Source organism: Hydrogenobaculum sp. 3684 (assembly GCF_000213785.1).
Lineage (GTDB): Bacteria > Aquificota > Aquificia > Aquificales > Aquificaceae > Hydrogenobaculum.
Genome location: NC_015557.1, coordinates 689932 through 713247 on the forward strand (window position 1 = coordinate 689932; position 23316 = coordinate 713247).

General features: G+C 32.8%; 17 protein-coding genes. 11 read left to right on the top strand and 6 right to left on the bottom strand.

The features are described 5' to 3' along the window. Positions 1-82: 82 nt before the first annotated feature. Positions 83-1222: a hypothetical protein gene (locus tag HYD3684_RS03820; RefSeq protein ID WP_237698640.1), complete on the top strand. Its 1140-nt coding sequence runs from the start codon at positions 83-85 to the stop codon at positions 1220-1222. Here HYD3684_RS03820 and HYD3684_RS03825 read toward each other — a convergent pair. From HYD3684_RS03825 to ileS, 6 genes are all read right to left on the bottom strand, one after another. Next, a complete protein-coding gene (locus HYD3684_RS03825; RefSeq protein ID WP_015419372.1) occupies positions 1207-1482 on the bottom strand; it encodes a hypothetical protein in 276 nt (91 codons plus the stop codon). The two genes, HYD3684_RS03820 and HYD3684_RS03825, sit on opposite strands and share 16 nt — an antisense overlap. Continuing rightward, positions 1469-2626, bottom strand: coding sequence for a cation:proton antiporter (locus HYD3684_RS03830; RefSeq protein ID WP_015419373.1), 1158 nt, complete (start codon positions 2624-2626; stop codon positions 1469-1471). Before HYD3684_RS03830 ends, HYD3684_RS03825 begins: the two co-directional genes overlap by 14 nt. Further along, positions 2623-5508, bottom strand: a complete 2886-nt coding sequence (locus HYD3684_RS03835; protein ID WP_015419374.1) for an SbcC/MukB-like Walker B domain-containing protein — start codon at positions 5506-5508, stop codon at positions 2623-2625. The genes HYD3684_RS03830 and HYD3684_RS03835 overlap by 4 nt, the downstream gene beginning before the upstream one ends. Next, positions 5505-5858 (bottom strand): rhodanese-like domain-containing protein, encoded by a 354-nt coding sequence (locus HYD3684_RS03840; protein ID WP_015419375.1) that lies wholly within the window; start codon positions 5856-5858, stop codon positions 5505-5507. The genes HYD3684_RS03835 and HYD3684_RS03840 overlap by 4 nt, the downstream gene beginning before the upstream one ends. Beyond that, positions 5842-6219, bottom strand: a complete 378-nt coding sequence (gene panD / locus HYD3684_RS03845; protein WP_015419376.1) for an aspartate 1-decarboxylase — start codon at positions 6217-6219, stop codon at positions 5842-5844. The genes HYD3684_RS03840 and panD overlap by 17 nt, the downstream gene beginning before the upstream one ends. 66 nt (positions 6220-6285) lie before the next feature. Next, a complete protein-coding gene (gene ileS / locus HYD3684_RS03850; RefSeq protein WP_015419377.1) occupies positions 6286-9048 on the bottom strand; it encodes an isoleucine--tRNA ligase in 2763 nt (920 codons plus the stop codon). A gap of 191 nt (positions 9049-9239) precedes the next feature. Between ileS and HYD3684_RS03855 the strand changes: the two genes are divergently transcribed. From HYD3684_RS03855 to HYD3684_RS03900, 10 genes are read left to right on the top strand one after another with little or no spacing between them, the layout of a single operon-like run. After that, positions 9240-10463 (top strand): glycosyltransferase, encoded by a 1224-nt coding sequence (locus HYD3684_RS03855; protein ID WP_015419378.1) that lies wholly within the window; start codon positions 9240-9242, stop codon positions 10461-10463. A gap of 19 nt (positions 10464-10482) precedes the next feature. Next, positions 10483-11430 carry a tetraacyldisaccharide 4'-kinase gene (gene lpxK / locus HYD3684_RS03860; protein ID WP_015419379.1) on the top strand — a complete coding sequence of 316 codons (948 nt, stop codon included), beginning with the start codon at positions 10483-10485 and terminating at the stop codon, positions 11428-11430. After that, on the top strand, positions 11417-12166 hold the full coding sequence (locus HYD3684_RS03865; RefSeq protein ID WP_015419380.1) for a hypothetical protein: 750 nt from the start codon (positions 11417-11419) through the stop codon (positions 12164-12166). The genes lpxK and HYD3684_RS03865 overlap by 14 nt, the downstream gene beginning before the upstream one ends. Before the next feature lie 20 nt (positions 12167-12186). Beyond that, positions 12187-13614 carry an acetyl-CoA carboxylase biotin carboxylase subunit gene (gene accC, locus HYD3684_RS03870; RefSeq protein WP_015419381.1) on the top strand — a complete coding sequence of 476 codons (1428 nt, stop codon included), beginning with the start codon at positions 12187-12189 and terminating at the stop codon, positions 13612-13614. Next, positions 13611-14354, top strand: a complete 744-nt coding sequence (proC, locus tag HYD3684_RS03875) for a pyrroline-5-carboxylate reductase (protein ID WP_015419382.1) — start codon at positions 13611-13613, stop codon at positions 14352-14354. The genes accC and proC overlap by 4 nt, the downstream gene beginning before the upstream one ends. Further along, positions 14351-15895: an AAA family ATPase gene (locus tag HYD3684_RS03880; RefSeq protein WP_015419383.1), complete on the top strand. Its 1545-nt coding sequence runs from the start codon at positions 14351-14353 to the stop codon at positions 15893-15895. The genes proC and HYD3684_RS03880 overlap by 4 nt, the downstream gene beginning before the upstream one ends. Before the next feature lie 42 nt (positions 15896-15937). Further along, complete coding sequence (locus HYD3684_RS03885) at positions 15938-16933, top strand: biotin/lipoyl-binding protein (RefSeq protein ID WP_237698641.1); 996 nt, start codon at positions 15938-15940, stop codon at positions 16931-16933. Beyond that, on the top strand, positions 16930-19971 hold the full coding sequence (locus HYD3684_RS03890; protein ID WP_015419385.1) for an efflux RND transporter permease subunit: 3042 nt from the start codon (positions 16930-16932) through the stop codon (positions 19969-19971). Before HYD3684_RS03885 ends, HYD3684_RS03890 begins: the two co-directional genes overlap by 4 nt. Positions 19972-20026: 55 nt before the next feature. Beyond that, positions 20027-20839 (top strand): 50S ribosomal protein L11 methyltransferase, encoded by an 813-nt coding sequence (locus HYD3684_RS03895; RefSeq protein ID WP_015419386.1) that lies wholly within the window; start codon positions 20027-20029, stop codon positions 20837-20839. Then, positions 20830-23307, top strand: coding sequence for an AMP-binding protein (locus HYD3684_RS03900; protein ID WP_015419387.1), 2478 nt, complete (start codon positions 20830-20832; stop codon positions 23305-23307). The genes HYD3684_RS03895 and HYD3684_RS03900 overlap by 10 nt, the downstream gene beginning before the upstream one ends. Positions 23308-23316 lie beyond the last annotated feature (9 nt).

Consider the following 23316-nt stretch of genomic DNA (forward strand, 5'->3'; position numbering starts at 1 on the left):
AGATATAGATTTCGAAGATACCGACTGCATACACTGGGAAGAGTCTACGATAGAGTGCTCTTGCGAAGATAAAGAAGAATAAATGCAGATTTTTGCAGTTTTTATATCCTGGTTTTTCTGGACTTTGATGGTGGCCTGGTTTTCTACTAACCTTCTAAAACCTCATTACGGAAGACCTTATCCAGTGCATTTTAAGTATGAGCCTTCTTTTTTTAATCATTTTATGCACTGGGATGCTGTTTGGTATACACATATAGCGGTGTATGGTTATAGAAACTCAACAGTGCATATTCCAACTATAGCGTTTTTCCCAGGCTATCCTCTTATAATGAAATTTATACACATTGTTGTAGGAAAGGATATATCATTTTTATATATATTACCAGCTGTTATTTTCCAAGGGGCTTCTATGTATATGCTTTATCTTCTTTTAAAAGCCCTAAGCATAAACGATAAAACCATCCACATGACACTTTTACTATTTAGCTTTTATCCATCTTCTTTTTTTGGTATGTCTTCATATCCAGTTTCCGCCCTGAACTTTTTTGCCATAAGTGCGTTTTATTTTATCCTAAAACGTGAATATCTGATAGCCAGTATTTTGGCAGGGCTTGGCACGTTGTTTGGTCCTTTGGCGGTGTTTTTATCTGTAGTGATCTTTTTTGATATTGTTAAAAGCAAAAAAACTACTGATTATCCAAAAGCTATTTTGTACAGTGTCTTATCTGTCTGGGGCTTTATCGGTTTTGTTTTATATAGCTTTTACAAATTTAAAGACCCGATAGCTTTTATCCACGCTCAAGATTGGTGGGGTAAGCCTTCGTTGTTAAAGCGTATTTCAAATATACTCATGCTAATCCCACACGATATACCATCTCATCCTATCTCAACGCCCCTTGGAGTTTACGAATTTGATCATTTTATAAATTTACTAATTATGATAGCATATATACTTATAATAGTTTTTGCTATCGATAGGTTACCTTTACATTATACGTTGTTTGCAACGCTTATACTCCTTGAATATCTATGGGCTTTGGGGGGTATATTTATAAACACAAGCGCTTTTGCGAGACTCTCTTATATAAGTGTGCCTATTTTTATCGCCATAAGCTATTTGCTTGAAGACGAACCATGGCTTATAGGTGTACTTACGCCGCTTTTTTTCTTTGGAAACTTTGTATTAGAGGCTTTGTTTGTGAAAAACTACTGGTCTATATAATCGTTTTTTTGGCTTTTAAAAAAATAAAAACTAACTATAGATATCTGGGCTATAAAAATACCTATCAAAAAAGATACCATATCAAAAGCTATACGTTTATTTAAAAATAAAAACACTATAGAAAACACTACCAAAGATAAAATCCAACCTATATAGTATAGATATTTTTTGCCAAAGATAAACTTAGTCCTTACTTTTAATACTAAAAAATAGACCAAACCCATCGTAAAACCAGCTATAAAACCTTCAAATATTTTCATCTTTTATATAAAACCTTGCAAACACTTTAAACATTATAGGATAGATAAGCGAACTAAACACAGTGCCTATCAATATTGCTACGCCTTGAGCCGGTGTTATATACTTAATATCTGAAAGTATCTTGATAGAAGCTATTAAAAGTGTAAATGGAAAACTTATAAACAAACTAACAAATGGTAATTCTACCAATCTAAAACCAGCCAAAAGCAAAATAAAAGATATACCAAACCTTATAACAAATAAAACGATACCTATTTCTACACCGCTCATAAGAATATTCTTGCTAATGTAAGCTATATTTAAACTAAAACCCGTGTATACAAAAAACAAAGGTACAAAAAAACCAAAGGCCATATCGTAAAAGCTCTTATTTATAACTTCTTTTTTTCTTATTACATACCCTAATACCATACCGCTTAGCATAGAACCAAGTATAGGTTCCATACCTATTATCTCGAACAAAGAAGCTGATATAAACGTTGTAAAAAGAGCAAGTCTTATAAAAATATGAGTGTTCTCCAAAGATATGTTTCTCACAACTACTCTATATTCTTTTAGCTTGTTCTTTAGAGCTTTTGCAAACATAATAGCTAATATAAGAACAACGTAGGTTATTATTGTTTTTACGATAGCCTGCGCAACACCAAACTTTAGCAACGCATTCACAAAACTTATATAAAATATACTGCTTACCTCACCTACACTACCTAATATTAAAAGCTTTTGTCCCAAATCGGTCTTTATTATATTAGATTCTTTTAAAATCGGTAAACCAAGCCCTACTGATATGAGTGGTGCAATCACTACATAAGAATGTTCTAAGCCAAGAGACAATGCGCTTAAGAAAGAAAACGGTATTAGCATGAATACGTATAAAAATACAAATATCAGCTCTCTTGGCTTGAACTCTTCCATAAAATCAAAATCCACTTCAAAACCAGCCAAAAACATTAAGATAAGAAAACCTATATAAGATATAAAAGCCAATTCGCTTTTGTTTAGTATATCTTTCTCTAAAATAGTTCCAAACAATATACCTATTATAAATTCTACTAAAACAAGGGGAATTTTAACGTAATAAGATACAATAGGGCTTACAATAGCCACCAACATACTTATTATTATTGGTAAGTGATGTATCATACAACCTCTATTTTTGAGATACCATCCTTTGTTTTTGTTACTATCAACCTATTTGGAAATTTTTCAGCCAAACTTTCAACGTGTGTAATAATACCTACCATTTTATTTATATTTTGACTCAAAAGCTCCAAAGCATTACCTACTTTTTCTAGGGTTTCTTTATCAAGTGTACCAAACCCCTCATCTATGAAAAGTGATTTAAGATTTTGAGAACCCACAGCTTCGCTGAGTGCTAAAGCAAAGCACAAAGACGTTATAAAAGTCTCGCCACCGCTCAAAGATTTTATAGGCCTTGTATTTCCAAAAGCGTCCTCTACTACTATGCTATCTTTTTCACGAGACTTTTCTTCAACTTTAAAAGAATATAGAAACTCCATTTTTGAAGCGTATACGTTAGCGTATTTTACCAGTTCTTCTATTATTTTCTGAGATATATAGGCTTGCAGTGCATCGCTTTTCAAATCTTGTTCCAGTCTTTCATATATATTGTATTTCTTTTCAAGGTCTTTTATAGTTTCTTCAAGCTCTTTTATCTGTTTTTCGTTTTCTTTTGCCTGATTTATTTTAGAGCTTATAGAACCTATTTCTTGATTTAGCGTTTTCACATATTCTTCTAAGACTTCCAACATGTTTTCCAACTCTTGGGGTGGTGCTTCTTCCGTTATGTTTGCTATTTCATTTTCTTTTAATTTTATCTGTTCTTTTAAATTGGACAATTTTAATATATATTCATTGTATGTTCTTTCATAATTTTCTAAACGATTTAACTCTTCTAATACTTTTTCTTTATCTTCTATAGAAGACAATTTTGTCTCAAGTTCATTTAGTTCTTCGCTTATTGTAGTTTTTTTGGCGCTCAAAGAAGATACTTGTTCTTTTAAAAGCATGATACTTTTTTCATAAGTATTTATCATTTCTTTGGTATCTTCGTATATCTTTCTTTTGTCTTGTATTTCTTTTTTTATCTCATCTAACTTATTCTTATATTGATCTATAGCATTTTTTTTATTTTGCAAATGCCCTTCTTTAACACCGTAAGATAAAAGCTCTTTTTCTAAAGTTTTCAAAGATTCTTTTTTGCTGTATAAATCTTTTTCTAAAGCTTCTTTTTGTTTGTTTAAAAGCAAAATCTCATTTTCCAACTTATCCTTTTTGCTTGTTAATTTCTCTAGATTTTTTTGTATATTATCCTGAAATTCTCTTCTTTGCTTTAATTCTTTTAATCTTGATTGTAAAATCTCTTTTTCCAACAATTCCTTTTCAAGGCTTTCTATTTCTTCTGAAAGTTTTTCCAACGCTTCTTTTTTTGATTTTAGTCTATCCTCTAACAAAGCAATTTTTCTTTTAATATCTTCTATATTTTTTATGATATCTTCTTCTATTTCTATATCTAGCATTGTAGTATGTTCTTTTTCGTGATAAACACCACCACAAACAGGACAAGTATCGTTTTCTTTTAAAAGGGTTTTTAACATGTTGCTATAATATAAGACAATATTATTCTTGTTGGCGTTTAACTCTTGATCTAATTCTTTTTGTTCTTCTTTGTATTTTAAAATCTCTTTGTTTATATCATCTACTTCTTCCATTAGCTTTTTTTGTTCTAATAGTTTTTTATTCTTTTCTTTTTCCTTTAACTCCAATTGACTCATCATCATTGTAATATTTTCAATATCTTTTTCAATAGCTTCTTTATCTACTTCTTTTGAGAGATTTTCATAGTGTTCTATCTCAGCTAATAATGTTGATCTTTCTCCTTTTTTAATTTTCAACTGCTGTTCAAGATCCCTTATTCTAGTTTCATCGTTTGTTATATAAGATTCTATCGATAATGCATTCTCTAATATCGATATTATTTTATAGCCTCTTTCTACGCGCTCCTCTTGATATTTTGTCTGTTCGTAATCGGCTTTTATTGTTTCAAAATTCATCAAAAGTTTGTTGTATTCTTGTTCTTTCAAAAAATACTCTTTATTTTTTTTATCAAACTCAAGCGCTGTTTTCTCTAATTCGTTTTTTAACTTTATATACCTTTCTATATCTGATTTTAGGCTAAGTTTTGGTTTTAAAAACTCAATACGTTTTTTGATAAGCTCCATTTTCTCTTTTTGGTTTTCTAGATTTTCATATTCGGCTGTTAGTTTGTTTAGTTCGGTTTTTAATTCTTGCTTTTTTTTGGCTTTACTAAGCTTTTCTAATAAAACTTTTTTTTCTGAAGTTTTAACACTAAGCTCTTGCTCCAAAGAATCTAGTTTCTTTTGAAGCTCTTCTACATTTTCTTGAGTAGATTTTAAGTTATCTATCATTAGCAATATCGAATCTATTTCATTTTTTAAATCTTTTTTTTGAGAAGCTGCAAGCTCTCTCATTTTATCTATTTTATCTAAATTGCTTAATCTCATTATTATTTCTCTTCTTTCTTGTGGGCTTTCTGGTTTAATAAACTTTGCAAATTCTCCTTGGGGCAAAACTATCACTTTTGTAAAAGTATCGTAATCCATGTTCAATATTTCTTTTATTCGTTCTTCCCTTAGCTTATTTTTTTCTTCTGTAATTATTTCTTTTCCATTTTCTTTTAAAGAAACTACGATATTTTTACCGCTCTTTAAATATCTTCCCACGGTGTATGTTTTATCGTTCAAAGAAAATGTTAAGGATACTCTAAAAAAATCTTTCCCTTTTGATATGTAGTCTTCTTTAGAAGCTCCTTTTTCAAATCTTGGGCATTTACCGTAAAGGGCAAATGTGATAGCATCTATTATGGTGGTCTTGCCAGCTCCGGTCATTCCAGTGATGGCAAACAAAGAAAGATCAGAAAAATCTATAACAGTTTTTTCCTTGTAAGACAAAAAACCCTCTAACTCCAATACCAAAGGTCTCATAAATCGTCAAAGCTACCTATTGTTTCATAAGGCCATTCCAACATTCCACCTCTTATATTAAAAGCTTCAAAACCAAGTTGCCTTAGTGCATAAGTAGCGCAAGCGCTTCTACCACCACTTAAACATATAATTAGATATTTCTTTGATTTATCTAGCTCTTTGTAAGTTTTCATCAAGGTATCAAGAGAATAAAGTTTAGCCCCTTCTATACGCCATTTATCATATTCCATTTTTGTTCTTACATCCAACAGTACGTAATCTTTGTTTTTTTCCAGAAGCGTTTTTGCTTCTTCTGCTGAAACGGAAGGTACTTTATCAAAACATATATTTTCTTCAGAAGGTAAAGACATGCTCCATATCCCTTTTTACTTCCAATATATTGTTTTTATCGTCTACATATACAAGGTAAGGTCTAAAATGAGGTAGCTCTTCTTCTTCCACTTCTGCATAAGAGGCTATGATTATAATATCACCTGGCATACATAACCTTGCAGCTGCACCGTTTAGGGATATCTCACCGGGCCTTCCTGGTATCACATAGGTAGAAAACCTATTTCCGTTGTTTACGTTGTATATATCCACTTTCTCAAACACTACAAACTTTCCAGCCTCTAAAAGCCTTTCATCTATAGATATTGAACCTTCGTAATTGAGGTTGGCTCCTGTAACAGTGGCTCTATGTATCTTTGCTCTTAAAATATGCCTTTTCAATGAAATACCTCCTTGTAAAATATTATTATATTAAAATCTTATAAAAATACAATGAAATATAATATCTTAAATATTTTGAGAACATCTTGGACATACGCCATTTATCATAGTTTCTACATAAAGCCAACACCTTGGGCATTTTTCACCTTTGGCTTTTTCTACCTTAATACGGAGTTTTGTATACTCACCCTCCTCGCCATCATTTTCTGCTATTTCCACTTGGCTTACGGTAAAAAACGAATGAAGATAGTCTTTGTATTTTTCTAAAAGCTTATAAAACTCTTCATTTGGCTTTATAACAACCCTTGCTTCGTAAGGATGTTTTATAATATCATTTTTACGCTCCATCTCTATAGCTTTTAATACATCTTTTCTAAGAAGTAAAAGTTTTTGGTAGTCTTTTAAAAGCTCTTCATCGGTAAAATCTGAAGCTTTGTATTCATTCATAAATATACTTTCTGGCAGATGGTTTTCTATGCTTTTCATATAAGAATAAGTCTCCTCAGCGGTGAAACTAAGTACCGGAGAAAGAAGAATTGTAAGATTTTTAAGTAAGAAATAAAGCACCGTTTGAGCTGACAACCTTTCAAAAGAACCACTTTTATACATATAAAGTCTATCTTTTAGTACATCAAAATACAAAGCCGACAAATCTATGCTGACAAATTCCATCAACCTATGGTAAAACCTATGATATTGATAATTTTTATAAAAGCTAAAAAGCTCTTCAAAAACCTTTGAAGCGTAAGCATACATGTATCTATCAAAGTGATGTAGTTTATCTGGTGCTATAGAAAACTCATACTTAAAGTCGTATAAATTTCCAAGACAATACCTCAACGTGTTTCTTATTTTCTTATAATCTTCAGCTAGGCGTTTTAATATAGATTTTCCAAGTTTTATATCTTCAGTATAGTCCTCTGATATAACCCAAAGTCTTAATATATCTGCACCGTATTCTTTTATAATCTCAAGAGGTGATATAACGTTTCCTTGGGATTTTGACATTTTGTGGCCTTTTTCATCTACGGTAAACCCATGGGTAACTACAGATTTAAAAGGGGCTTCTCCGTAAGAAGCAATGGATTCCAACAAAGAAGCTTGGAACCAACCTCTGTGCTGATCTGAACCCTCTAAGTAAACATCTGCTTTTTCTATGCCTCTTGGCCTTAATACAGAAGCATGAGAAGAACCAGAGTCAAACCATACATCTAAAATATCCGTTTCTTTTACAAAGTCTTTGGAACCACATTTTTTACATACTGTATCTGGTGGCAAAAGCTCTTTTTCGTCTTTTTTAAACCATTCGTCGGCTCCGTAAGGTGAGTGTTCAAATATCTTTGCCACATACTCAAATATATGAGATTCTAAAAGAGGTTCACCACAGCGCTTGCAATAAAATATCGTTATAGGTACTCCCCAAAATCTTTGTCTTGATATGCACCAATCAGGTCTATTTTGAAGCATAGAAAGCATACGATTTTGTCCAGTCTTTGGTATCCATTTTACGTTGTAAGTTTCTTCTATAGCTTTTTCTCTTATGCTCTTATTGTGAAGTTTTTGGCTTTTAATATCAACACCTATAAACCACTGAGGAGTAGCTCTATATATTACCGGGTTTTTACAACGCCAACAGTGGGGATAAGAGTGCAAAATCTCCTCTTCCTTTAAAAGAAAGCCTGTTTGTTTTAGGTGCTCTATAATAACGTTGTTTGCTTCAAATACATTTAAACCTCTTATAAACTCAGGAGCTTCTTCTGTAAATCTACCAGACTCATCCACCGGTGAAAACGGCTCTAAGCCGTATCTTAATCCCACTATATAGTCTTCCATACCGTGCCCAGGTGCCATGTGGACAAAGCCTGTACCAGTACCAGCTTCCACAAATTCAGAAGGATATATCTTGCCCGTTCTTTCTATAAAAGGATGCTGATATTCTAATCCTGTAAGCTCTTTACCTTTTAAAGAAGCTATAAACTCTTTATTTTTTACATATTGACTTTGCTTTTCCAACAAAAGAAGATAGTTATCTTCCTCAACAACCACGTACTCTATATCTTCTGAAGCCATCACACCTAAGTTTGCAGGAAGTGTCCAAGGAGTAGTTGTCCAAATTACTATTGAAATAGGTTTATCTGGTAAATCTAGCTTTTGTCTTAAAACATTTTCCGATTGTTTTAAAAGCTCAAACCTCACGTATATAGATATATCTTTTTTTTCTTTGTATTCTACTTCAGCTTCTGCTTCAGCGGTTTTGTCGTATATACACCAATAAACCGGTTTGTTTCCTTTGTAAAGCACACCGTTTTGAAGACATCTTCCTATTTCCCTTACCTCTTGAGCTTCGTATTTAGGGTCCATGGTTAGGTATGGATTTTCCCAATCACCTAACACACCTAATCTAAGAAATTCCTCTTTTTGAATACTTACAAACTTAGAAGCGTACTCTCTACAGAGTCTTCTAAACTCATCCTTTGGTATGCTTTCTTTATTTATTTTTTTTGCTTTTAGCTCTTTTTCCACTTGCTGTTCTATTGGAAGGCCATGACAATCCCATCCTGGCTTATAATCTACATCAAAACCTTCTATCAAAGCTACCTTACATATTATGTCTTTTAAAATTTTGTTTAAAGCGTGTCCTATATGGATGTTGCCGTTGGCATAAGGTGGCCCATCGTGCAATACAAAAAGTTGTTTCCCCTTTCTTTGTGCTCTTAATTTTTCATACAACCCTTCCCATCTTTTAAGAATCTCCGGCTCTTTTTCCGATAAATTTGCTTTCATTGGAAAGTCTGTTTTCGGCAAGTTGATAGTGTCTTTGTAATCCATAGATGTATATTTTACAATACTTTTTTATTAAAAGCTTTAGAAACTAGAGAGAGGCAAAGACTCGTTTCAGATCTAAGGAAAGTCAAAGAGCGGAAAACGGCTGATAGCACACTTTACAACTCAAAACCCTTATTTTAAAATTTTAACAAAGAAAGCTCTACTTATGATTTTAGTTTATAATAGTTTTTATTATGAAAGGAATTTTTGTAAGAACACCTGGACTTAGCTACAACGCTCATTATGTGGAGCGCATGGCTCAAAAACTAAACCAATTTGGTATAGAGATTATATTTTATGATATTGATTATAACAATATAGATGCTTATGTAAACTTTTTACAAGAGCAAAGGCCATTTTTTGTAATGGATGTAAATGGTTCTGCTTTGGTTTACGGTGAATCCAACGGCAATAGAGTTTCTTTGTGTGATGCTTTTGGCTTTTTACATATAAGTGTTTTTACTGAAGATCCGATGCTATATTATCCTGCTCTTTTCAATGGAAGAGAGTCTAGAAACTTTATACAAATGATAACAGATATGAAACATGCTGATTTCTTAAGAAGTATAGGCTATCAAAATATATACTTTTTAGCTCCTTTTGTATCTGAAGAACTACTACAAAGACCGATAACCCAAGAAAAGGAAATAAAAGTTCTTTTCCCAGGCCCTATCGTGGATCCAAATATCATAGTACAAGAAAGCGCAAAAATCTTCCCAGAAGAGGTAATGCCAGTATTCGTAGAGGTTGGGGAGTTCATGCGAAGAAACCCAGAAGTAGATGTTATATTCGCTGTAGAATATATGCTTCCATTTTTTAACTACGAAATACAAGAAAAATTTTTAAAATGGAGGAACGAATCACCAGAAGCTTATATAAACTTTTTGGTAAACGTTGGACTTTACAATACAGCAAGAAAAAGACTCTTTGTAATAAGCTTTTTGGAAGGTATAGATATAAAGATTTTAGGAGATTCTCAAGTACCGTTAAAAGAAGGTCAAGAGGTAATAAGCGCCGAAACCCAAGAGGATGTCTTAAACATATACGCAAACTCCATGATAACGTTTCTTAGCTTTCCTTCGATAGTACCTTCTGGAATAGGCTTTACACCCATTGAAGTCATATCTCAAGGTTCTTGTGCTTTTATAGATTACAGAGCATCCCTACCGGGATTTTTTATACCAGACCAAGAGATAGTGGCTTATACCCCTCTTGATAGGCTTGAAATAGAAGAAAAACTAATATTTTTCTTAGAAAACGAAGACCAAGCTATGGAGATTGCAAAAAATGGCCGCTCTAAAGTAGAGTCAAGCTTTACAGAAACCCAAAGAGCTCAGTTTGTAGCAGATATAATAAAGCAAATTTACGAGCAATCAATTGGTAGCACTTTGGACAACCAACAAGAGACTACAAACTAAAACTTGATATACTTATTAAATGAACTTCATAAGGGGGCTTTTGGCTCCGGCTTCTTTTCTATACGGGGCTGGTATATGGCTTAGGAATAAACTTTTTGATTTTAATATACTAAAAGCCAAACACCCAGGTGTTTTTGTAATATCTATAGGAAATCTAAGCGTAGGTGGAACTGGTAAAACCCAAGTTTCTATATACCTTGCAAAAGCGTTAAAAGATTTAAACCCTTGTATATTATTAAGAGGTTATAAAAGAGCATCAAGGGAAAACCTTATAGTTAGCTCTTTTGATACAAAAATCTATGGAGATGAGGCTGTAGAAATATTTCTAAAAACCAAAGCCAATGTTGTAGTAGCTTTTAAGAGAATAGAAGGAGCTGAGATATGTAAAAAATTAGGTTCAAAGATAATAATATTAGACGATGCTTTCTCTCATAGATATATAAAAAGGGACTTAGATATTTTGCTAATGCCAGCAAACCGTACAAAAGACCATCTTCTTCCTTGGGGAAACCTAAGAGAGCCTTATAGTTCTATAAATAGAGCAGATGCTTTAATTATAACAAGATTAGAGTCTTTTGATATGCCTAATATCAGTATAAACAAACCTATCTTTAGAGCAAAAGCTATTTTTAGAGCCTTTGTAGATAAAAATTTTGAAGATGTTGATATATCTTATGTAAAAGGTAAAAGTTTTAGCATAGTTTGTGCTATAGGAGATGAAAAGCCCTTTATAAAGTTCGTTGAAAATCTATCAAAAGATATAGGGTTTATTATAGAAGATATAAAAGTTTTTCCAGATCATTACTTTTTTAAAAAAGAAGATTTAGAGCCAGGTAAAAATTATATCTGCACCACAAAAGACCTTGTAAAACTTAGAGACTTTGATCAATTTATTTTGGGTGTTGATACTACGTTAGATATTCCTGGTTTTATAGATTTTGTAAAAAATAAATATGAGAAAACATAAGTTTTTTATATATGGCTTTTTGCTATCAATACTAATACACTTATCTTTTTTACTTTTTTTTATAAAAATAAATATACCCTTTAAAAAACCAAATAAACCAATTTACATAAGCACCATAAAACAAAAAAACAACGAAAAAACCCCTAAAGACATCTCAAACACTTCCAAGGAAGAAAAAAAACATACTAAAAATCAAAAAACTATAAAAAAACCCATACCAAAAGCCAAAAACATTAAAAAAACAAGCATCTACACACCAAACTACAATTTTACAATACCAACAGCCAAAGAAGCTACATTAACACCAAAACAAGAAACATCTACCACAAAAACACATTCCATTGTAAATACCAAAACATCTTCTAAAGAAGGCTCTTCTAAAAAAAGTGAAAACCAAAAAAAAGATCAATCCAAAACAAAAAAACCTTCTAACACTCCTTCAAACATCAAACCCTCAAAGGAAAAAGCCAAAAGCCTCCCACAAATGAAGCCTAAAAACATAAGCACGCTAGGTTCTTATTTTGACTTTCTTAGCTATTTGGAAAATGTATTTCACTATATACATCAAAACTGCAAAGGAGAAGGAGTGCTGATGTTTGAGCTTTACAAAGACGGAAGTTTAAAGCTTTTAGGAACTCAAAAAGGATCAGCCACCTGTGAAAAGAATTTACAGGCTCCACCTATGCCATCAAGTGTTATGGAAAATAAAATCCAATTTCTCATAAATATACCCTAAAAATTTTATATAATTAAAGTATGATTAAAAAAGTACTTATAGCAAACAGAGGAGAAGTAGCTGTACGTATCATAAGAGCCTGCAAAGAGCTTGACATTAAAACTGTGGCTATATATTCTGAAGCTGATATAAATTCTTTACATATAAAAAAGGCTGATGAGGCATATCTTATTCCCATGGATCCTATAAAAGCTTACCTTGATTACAACAAGATAATAAGCATAGCAAAACAATCAGGTGCTGACGCTATACATCCAGGTTATGGATTTTTATCTGAAAATCATGAATTTGCCCAAGCCTGTATAGACGCCGGTCTTATCTTTATAGGTCCTACACCAGAACAGATAGAAACCTTTGGGGATAAGGTAAAAGCAAAAAAAATTATGAAAAACTTAGGTATACCTGTAGTCCCCGGAAGCGATGAACCCATTACAAAATTAGAGGATGCTTACGATATGGCTGAATGTATAGGATATCCCATCATACTAAAAGCTGCATACGGTGGTGGTGGTAGGGGAATGAGAGTTGTTTATAAAAAAGAAGATCTAAAACAAAGCTTTGAATCTGCCAGAAAAGAGTCTTTGGCTTTTTTTGGAAAAGGAGATATTTTTATAGAAAAATATATTCAAAGACCAAAGCACATAGAGGTCCAAATTTTAGCAGACAAGTATGGAAACGTTGTGCATCTTGGTGAAAGGGATTGTTCTATACAAAGACGCCATCAAAAAATAATAGAGATAACACCATCTCCAAAACTTGATAAAAACGTAAGAAACAAGATGCTTGGTATGTCGGTAAGAGCTATGATGAAATATGGATATGAAAGTGCTGGCACCATAGAGTTTATACTAGATCAAACCACCAATGAGTTTTATTTTATAGAGATGAACACAAGACTTCAAGTAGAACACACCATAACGGAGATGGTTACAGGCATAGATATTGTAGAGCAGATGATAAGAATTGCAAACGGAGAACCGCTTAGTTTTGTACAAAACGATATCTCTTTTAGGGGCTGCGCTATACAGTTTAGGATAAACGCCGAAGACCCAAAAAGAAACTTTGCACCATCCCCAGGGCAGGTTACCGCCTATCACTCACCTGGTGGTATAGGAGTAAGGATGGATTCTGCTATTTACAAAGATTATATAATACCACCTTACTACGATTCTTTGGTAAGTAAACTCTGCGTATGGGCTCTTGATTGGGAAAGAGCTGTGGCAAGAGCTAAAAGAGCTTTAGACGAATTTATTATAAGGGGTATACCAACAAATTTACAGCTTCATAGAGAAATAATAAGAGATGAAGATTTTATAAGAGGTGATTTTGATACAAGCTTCCTTGATAATAGGTTAAGTCAATACGATTATAAAATAGAAGGCGAAAAACCAAAAGATGTATTAGCTTTAGCTATATCAGCAGCATTGGCAAGTTATTATGGCTTATGAGAATAGGTATAATAGGCTACGGCAATATGGGTAGGGCGTTTGCCCTTGGTCTAAAAGACCACTACGATATTATAGTCTTTGACAAAGACACATCAAAAAAAGAATTGGCTCTACAAGACGGGATTGGTTTTTCAAATTCTATTGAGTTTTTGTTAGACAGTGTAGATTTAATTATCTTATCTATAAAACCCCAAGACTTAGCATCTTTGAAGGAGCTAAATTTTAACGGTAAATCATTGGTAAGCATGCTTGCTGGGACAAGTGTTTCAAGATTGAAAGAACATATAAAAGATGCTTATATCACAAGAATTATGCCAAATTTAGCTGTAATTTATAAAAAGGGTGTAATAGGGTTTTATAGTGAAGATGCTAAAAAAGAAGTTATAAAAAGCATGTTGGAGCATCTTGGAAAAGTTTATGAACTTGAAGAAAAATACTTTGATGCTTTTACGGCTATTGGTGGTTCGGGACCAGCCTTTGTTGCAAGTATTGTAGAAGCCATGAGACTTTCTGGTATCTACATGGGTTTAAACAAAGACGTGTCTTATGACTTAGCTATGGCTACCATAGAAGGGACTTTAGAACTTTTAAAAGCTTACAATGAAGAAGAACTCATTTTAAAGGTTAGCTCACCGGCAGGTACTACGATAGAGGGCATATACAACATAGAGAAAACAGGGCTTAAAGGTATATTAATGGAAACTTTTATAAGAGCTTATCAAAAATCCAAGAGCTTATGATTAAGAGTATCAAGATAGAGTCTTACCTTCTTTTAAAATCCCAATACATAGAGTTTAAAGAAGGTTTAAATGTTATCACCGGTGAGTCTGGGGCTGGTAAATCAATGCTCATGGATGCTATTAAGTTTTGTCTTGGGCTTTTAGCATCGTCTTCTGACAATGCCTCTGTAGAAATAGAAATAAACGAGGATATAGTAAGAAGAGAAACAAAGGCAGGAAAATCTAAGTTTTACATAAATGGAATTACATCAAACCAAAGAACAGTTTTAGAAACCTTTGGACAAAGCGTTATGTTCCAAGCTCAATCTTCTCAATCAAAGATTTTTAAAAAACATCATCAATTAGAGATACTAGACAAGGATAAAGATATTCAAAGGAAAAAGAAAGAGTTTGTAGAATATTTTGATGCTTTAAAACAAAAAGAAGAGCTCTTAAAAGATTTACTTTTCCAAAAAGAATCTTTGGAAAAAGAGATAGAGAAAAACAAAGAACTTATAGAGTCATTAGAAGCCTTAAACTTAGAAAAGGATACTTACAACGATATAAAGTTAAAAGCAGAAGAATTACAGCATGCAGAAAAGATAAATACCTATATTCAAAATGTGCTAAACGCCTTAGAATACAGTGACCATAGTGCAATCTCTAAGATAAACTACTCAATATCCCAAATAAACCAAGCTCTTTCTTATAAAGAAGACTTACAAAAGGCTATAGATAAGCTAAATGCTTTGAAAGATCAACTCTTAGAAACAGTATCTTTTATAGCTTCTTACAAAGTATACGTTGATGTGGAGTTAATAGATAAGTTAAACGAAACTATATTCAACGTACAATCCTTAGAGAGAAAATACAAAATGCCTTTTGAAAAAATGTTTGAGGTAAAAAAATCTTACAAAGAAAATATATCTTCCCTAAAAGCTTTAAAAGAAAACATAGAGCACCTGTTTAGAGAAATAGAGTATCTTAAAAAAGATACGTTAGAAAAAGCCAATGAGCTATCTAATTTAAGAAAAGCAAAGGCTAAAGAGATAAGTACTTTAGTAAACAACGTTTTAAAGCTTTTAAACTTAAAGGAAGCTTATTTTGATATAGATATAAAACCAAAGGAGTTATCAAGAAATGGCATAGACGATATAACGTTTTTATTTTCTTCTTATTCAAAAGAACACATGAAAGAACTAGCTGAAGTAGCCTCTTGGGGAGAGACATCAAGGATAGTTTTAGCTATATCATCAGTGCTTGGAGATTATGAAACCTACGTATATGACGAAATAGACGCTGGCACCAGTGGGGAGGCTTCTATATCTATTGCAAAACTTCTTAAAGACATATCAAAAAACGCTCAAATAATTTGCATAAGCCATACTCCAGCCCTAGCCGCCGCTTCTTCTAACCACATATTGGTAAAAAGACAATCAAACGACATACAAATAAAAAGTCTCACCAAAGAAGAAAGGATAGAAGAGCTTTCAAGGCTTATGGGTATTGTAAACGAAGATACAAAAAAAGGTGCAAAAAAGCTAATAGAACAATTCTCCTAATTTTTCACTAATATATCATAGACATCTGATATCATGCTATCCATGAAATTTTACGTTTTTGGGCTTTTAGTATTGACGTTGTCTTTATTTTCTTGTGAAAAGCCAAAAACTAAACAAACAAGCAAAGGGATAAAATCACCAAATATAGCTTTATGCAAAGTAGTTTACGGAGCTTACCAAGTAAAAACACCAATATACGGAGAAGTACAAAACCAAGCCGCCACTTATGTAAGTTCACCCATTGGAGGGATATTAAAATCTGTTTACGTTAAAAATGGAGACTTTGTAAAAAAAGGACAGGTTATAGCAAAGCTCGATACAAAAGTTTTTCAAGATAAAGCCCTATCAATAGCCCAAGATATAGAGGCTTCTAAGAAAAAACTAAAATATTACATGTCTCGCTATGAGAGGGCGAAAAAACTATATAAGCTTGGTTCTATGTCTTATCAAGAGTATTCTCAGATAAAAACGGATTTGGCTTTGGCTAAAGGAGAGCTTGATAAAAACATATATCTTAAAAAATCTTTAGAAGATGAAGCATCTTATGGAATTATAAAAGCTCCTTTTGACGGAATTGTTTCAAATGTAGTTCCAAGCGGTAGCAATGTAAATCCAGGATCTCCGATCGCTTTTATAAGCGCCAAAAAGCTTTATGGGGAGTTTTTTATACCTTTTAATATGAAAATCTCACATACAGATAAGATTTTGTTTGAGAATAAGTTATATCCTATAAACGCCTTTCAAGACGATAAATCGAGGTTAGCCGTAATATTACCCATATCTTCTTATGAAAATCCAGGAAACAGTTTAAAAGCTTTTATTGTAAAAACAATACAAGGTCAAAGAATACCTTCAAAAGCTTTAGTACTTTACAACAACAGGCCAAGCGTTTTTATAAAGCAAGGTGATAAAGTAAAAAATATACCTGTAAAAATACTAGGCAATATGGGGCAATACTATGTGGTTTCTGGAGTAATAGGGGGTAGTGTAGTTTGTAAAGGTGCTAAGCTTCTAAAAGATGGCGAAAAGGTTAAATGAGATCCTTTGTAAGCTTTGCTATAAAAAATAGATACGCATTTTTTATAATCTTTGGCGTATTATCTGTACTTGGTTATATGCTATCTTTCAAACTACCAGAAGATATATTTCCAAACGTCGTATATCCAAGGGTAGTTATTACAGTAAATGCCAACTATGAACCTATCCAAAAAACCCTCTCAAATATCACCATACCAATGGAACAAGGGATAAAATCTGTAGAAGGTGTGACAGACGTAAGATCAAGAACTGGACCAGGTCTTGTTATGCTAAACGTATATTTTAGTCCAAATACAAACCCTTATAGAGCTTATCAAATGATTATGTCAAAAATATCAGAACTTCAAATGGATATGGGAGTAAAGGCAAGTTTTGATGTAAGACTTATGGGACCTAGCGCATATTCTATAGCAGGTTATGCTTTAGTATCAAGAGAACTACCTATAAACAAACTTAGCAACATAGTAAGGTATACAATAAAACCAGCCCTTTTGTCTATACCGGGCGTTTATGAAGTGGATATGGTCGGTGGAACTTATAGCACTATGGACGTAGTTTTAAATCCTTCTGTTATACAGAAATTAAATATACCTATAAGCGTAATCTTAAACGATATAAGAAGCTACACCCAAAATCACTTTATAGGTGAATACAATCAGAAAAACTTTTCTATCTTAGTGTTTGGTATTCAAACTCCAAAAGATGAACAAGATATATTAAACATTCCAATATACTACAACAACCAGACTATAACCCTTGGTGATATTGCCTATGTGGTAAAAGGTCATTATCCTATGCTTTCTTACGTTAACGTAGATGGATATCCTTCCACAGTTATATTTAACATACATAGGACCAACGATGCCAACGCTATAAAAATTGTAACTGAAGTGGATAAAACCCTCAAAACCTTGAAACTACCACCCCATGCTCATATTGTAAAATGGTTTGATGTTACAGATTTTATAAGCTCTTCTATAAGAAGCGTTATAGATGCCATCATAATAGGATCATTGATCACGCTTGTGGTCATAGCTCTTTTTCTAAACAACGTCAGGCTTTCCCTTCTAACAGCTATAGTTATACCAGTAAGCATCTTATGTTCGTTGCTTTTTATGTATATAATGCATGGGAGCTTAAACCTTATGAGCCTTGGTGGTTTGGCGGCGTCTATAGGAGCACTAGTAGATCACGCTATCGTGGTAATGGAAAACATAGAGAAAAATATAAACAAACCAAGACCAAAGCTTGAATCTGTAATAGATGCATCTTCTGAAATCCTAAAACCCATGACACTTGCAACGCTTACATCTGTTAGCGTATTTGCCCCTCTTTTTTTCTTATCTGGTATCATTGGTACATTCTTTAAGGAGTTAGCTTTGGCTGTTATTTTGGCACTCTTGATATCTCAGTTTGTTTCTATGACGATAACCCCTTCCATAGCTTACATAGCTATACCAAAAGTCGTAAAACCAGAACCTAACTGGCTTTTAAAACTTACAAATATATATAAAAAACTTTTTCTTGGCTTTTACAAAAGAAAAAATTTAAGCATTTTAATAGTGGTTTTGTTGGTTTTAACAACATTTGGTCTTTATAAAAGCATGAAAACCGGATTTTTACCAGAATGGGATGAGGGTATGTTTGTGCTTGATTTCACAGGACCCTCCGGTGCATCTTCTCAAAACACATACCAGATAGTAAAACACATAGAAAAGATAGTGGCGTCTATACCAGAGGTAAAGCACTATTCGGTAAGAATAGGTGCATCTTTAGGCCAACCAAGAAACCCCACCAACAAGGGAGATATGCTTATTACCTTAAAAGACCACAGGACAAAATCTATTTTTGAAGTAATGAGAGAAATAAGACAAAAAGTAGATGCAAAAATACATGTTTTGAAAGAGTTTGATATGGCCCAAGTTTTAAGAGATAGACTTGGCGATATCACAGGCCAGCATGCTCCTTTTTCTGTAGTAATACATGGATCAGATCCAGAAACCCTTGTAAAACTTGGAGAAGAGATAAGAGATAAAATAGCCAAAGAACCTATCTTCAAAGAGGTAAATTTAAAAACGCTATTTTACGGGCCTTATTATTATATCTCCTTGAAAAAAGACGCTTACTCCAACTATGGCATAACTTACGATGACGTGGTAAATACATTAAAGCTTCATCTTTGGGGCATAACACTTACAAACTATCTAAAAGGTCAAGAAAGGATATTTATAAGAGCTTACGAACCTTTTGATCCAAACGAAGAAACCATAAAAGATATAAACATCTACTCTCCAAAAAAACAAATGTATGTACCAATTTCTTTGGTAGCAAATATAAGATTTGAAAAAAATGTACCAGGTATTACAAGAAGAAACCTTCAAAATGTATCTGTGGTCAGAGTGAAAATGCACCATGAGGATTTAGCTCTTGGAATAAAAGTTTTAAAGAAAGTGCTTAATAATATTGTTATGCCACAAGGATATTATTACACCATAGAAGGTTTTTACAAAGAACAGCAACAGTCTTTTAAAGAGATGTTTATAGTGATATCTTTTTCTGTACTGATAGTTTTGGCGCTTTTAATATTTCAATTTGGCTCACTCTTACAAGCTTTATCGGTTATTTTTGTGCTATCGTTGTCTGTGGTGGGGGTTTTTTTAGCCCTGATGATAACCAATAAGCCCTTAGACGTTACATCGTTTATGGGTATGCTTTTGGTTTTAAGCGTTGTTGTGAACAACGGTATCTTGATATTTGATTATTACAACAAAGAGATAGAAGAAAATGTATCCCATAAAGAAGCCATGCTAAACGCTTGTAAAAAACGCTTTAGACCTATACTTATGACAATGGTAGCAGATGTACTTGGGTTTTTACCTATAGCTTTGGCTATTGGAAGAGGAACAGAAGTAATACAAAATATGGCAATATCTGTTATGGGTGGGCTTTTTATAGGTATATTTCTTTCGCTTCTTGTACTTCCAATCTTTTACACTACGTTAAGGGGTATATTCCTTAGACTTTCAAGAAATCTATGATAATTTAATCAAAGCCTTATATTCATATTTCAAAATTTTTATTTATAATGTTTATATGGAATATCAAATTTTTATATACGAAATAGATAAAGAGCTTTTAGAGAATTTACTTGTAGAGGAGGCTTTTGGTTTTGAGATTTTAGAAAAAAAAGAAAATATATGGAAAATATCCACAGACAAAAAGATAGATGGTTTAGAACCAATAGAGACAAAAAAGATAAACTACGATGAATTCGAATTTGGTGAGATAGAACCTATAAAAGAAGATATTTTTGTAATAATACCATCTTACGCCATACCAATAAGAATTAAAAAAGGTATGGCCTTTGGAACAGGACTTCACGAGAGCACACAGATTATGCTTTCTTTGATGAAAGATTTTATAAGCAAATACGACAGTGTGTTGGACGTAGGATGTGGAAGCGGTATACTTACAATTGCAAGCAAATATCTTACAAACTCTTATGTAAAAGGCATAGATATAGATCCTATAGCTATAAAAGAAGCTATAGAAAATGCAAAAAACAACAATATAAAAGCTATTCATTTTGAAGTATCCACACCTTTAGATATTCTAAAAAGAAGCTCTTTAGACCAAAAGACAAAGAAAGAATACATAAAAGATGAGTTTTTCTACGATTATTTTATTGGAGTTTATGATATAGTTTTAGCCAACTTAGAAATGCATATTTTTGAAAAAGAGCTTCCAAACATCGCAAAGCTATTTAAAAAATATCTTATAATATCAGGCATATACAAAGATGAGGATAATCTTATTAAATATATGCTAAAAAATCTTAATCTTAAAATCCTAAAACAAACTACAAAAAACGATTGGCATGGATTTGTGGTAGAACGATGTTTTTAAGATTTTACGATAAAACCGCTTTTATATATAAGGGTAAAAACATATCTTACAAAGAGTTAATAGACAAAGCAGAATTTTACAGTGCAGCTATAGATATAATACCAGGAGATAGAGTTGTCATATTCTCTGAGAACAAACCAGAATGGGCTTATGCTCTTTTTGGTATATGGAGAAGAGGAGGCATAGCGGTGCCCATAGACCATATGGCTTCCGAAGATGAAGTGGCGTTTATTATTCAAGATGCAAGACCAACTTATGCTTTTGTGTCAAGTGATCTCAAATATACTTTTGCAAAAGCCGTAAAAAGGCATAGATATAAGGTAGAGGTCATAGATATAGAAGATTTTATACCTTTCCAAGATCCTAAAGAGCCCATCACAAACATTTCTGAAGATATAGCTCTTATTCTTTATACCTCTGGCACCACCGGACAACCTAAAGGTGTTATGCTTACATTTGGAAACCTTCAATCTAACATAGAGGCTATAGCTAAAGAAAACATAGCTTCTTCAAAAGACGTTACAATAGCTCTTCTTCCATTTCACCACGCTTATCCTCTCATGGTATCTTTATTGGTGCCAATTTATCTTGGAGCTACAATTATATTTAGCGAAAACCTTTCTTCTAGTTCGTTGGTAAATTTAATCGTTGCCAACAAAGTAACTGCTCTTATTGGGGTACCAAAGCTTTACAAAATATTACACGACAAAATATTTGGAGAGATAAACAATATTCCTGTAGCAAAAAAGTTGTTTTCCTTTGTAGATTTTGTTGGTAGTCCAAAGCTTGGTAAGATTATTTTTAAAAAAGTTCACAAAAGCTTTGGAGGTAATCTCAAATATTTTATAAGTGGCGGGGCTAAATTAGATCCAAATATAGCACATGATCTTTATATGCTTGGGTTTGATGTATTGGAAGGGTATGGTCTTACTGAGACATCGCCTATAGTAAGCTTCAATGTACCTGGCAGTATAAAAATAGGCTCTGTTGGAAAACCTATTCCTGGGGTAGAAGTGAAAATAGCAGAAGATGGCGAGGTTTTGGTAAAAGGAAAAAATGTTATGAAAGGTTATTGGCAAAGACCTGACCTTACAAACGAAGCTATAAAAGATGGCTGGTTTTATACTGGTGATATAGGTTACCTAGATGAGGATGGTTATCTTTACATAATAGGTAGGAAAAAAGAACTTATAGTGCTTGAAAACGGCAAAAAAGTAATACCAGAAGAAATTGAAAACCTTATTCTTTCCAAAAGCGATATAGTAAAAGAGGTGGCTGTTATAGAACAAAATGGACATCTACATGCCATAATAGTACCAAATTTTGAGTTGGTAAAAGAAAAAGGTATATTAAATCTAAGAGAATATATAACTTGGGAAGTGATTGACAAGGTAAACCGTGAATTGCCTTCTTACAAAAATATAACTGATTTTAGCATAAGAGAAGAAGAGCTCCCAAAAACAAGACTTGGAAAGATAAAAAGGTTTTTGTTAAAAGCCCAAGACAACGTACCATTAAAAGCTAAAGAGCAAACTTATAAAGAAGAAGAAGAAAAAAAACCTATTGGTATATTGACAGAACAAGAAGGAATATTGCTTGATTATCTAAGAAGATACAAAAGCGATATATCTCCTAAAGACCACATAGAGATAGATCTTGGTTTAGATTCTTTGGATAAGGTGGAGCTTTTAAGCTTTTTAGACAAAACCTTTGGTATACAAATACCAGAAAAAGAACTCTCTAAATATTTATCTGTAGAGCAACTAATGAGCTTGGTATTAGACAAAGAAGCTAAACAAACAAAAGAAGTAAACTGGCATGACATACTAAGCGAAACCGCTCCTGCTGAAACCTTAGAATACAAAGACGAAGTTTTAGTATACGGTTCTTATTTGCTAAGACAAATTTTTAAAGTCTATTTTAGGTTTCAAGTGGAAGGCTTACCAAATCTCCCAAAAGAAAATCCATTTATTATAGCACCAAATCACGCTAGTTATTTAGATGGGTTTTTAATAGCAGCTTCCTTACCAAAAGAACTAATAAAAGATACATATTTTGTAGGAGCAAAAGAATACTTTGAAGGCAAAATTGGAGATATCATTGCCAAACATTTTCATGTTATACCAGTAGATACCCAATCAAGTGTCAAAGAAACACTTATAAAATCTGCAGCTATTTTAAAAAGCAAGAAAAATTTAGTTATATTTCCAGAAGGAGCTAGAACTAGAAACGGTAAACTACTTCCCTTTAAAAAAGGTGTTGCTATATTGAGCAAAGAACTTAAAGTACCTATTGTCCCAACGGCCATAAAAGGGTCTTACGAGGCTATGAAGATAGGTGATATATTTCCAAAACCCAAAAAGATCGTTGTAAGGTATGGATGGCCTCTTTTATATTACGAGTTTTCTTACGATGAAATCATAGGAAGGTTGGAAGAAGCGGTGCAATCTCTTCTTAATTTACCTTAATTATGTAGT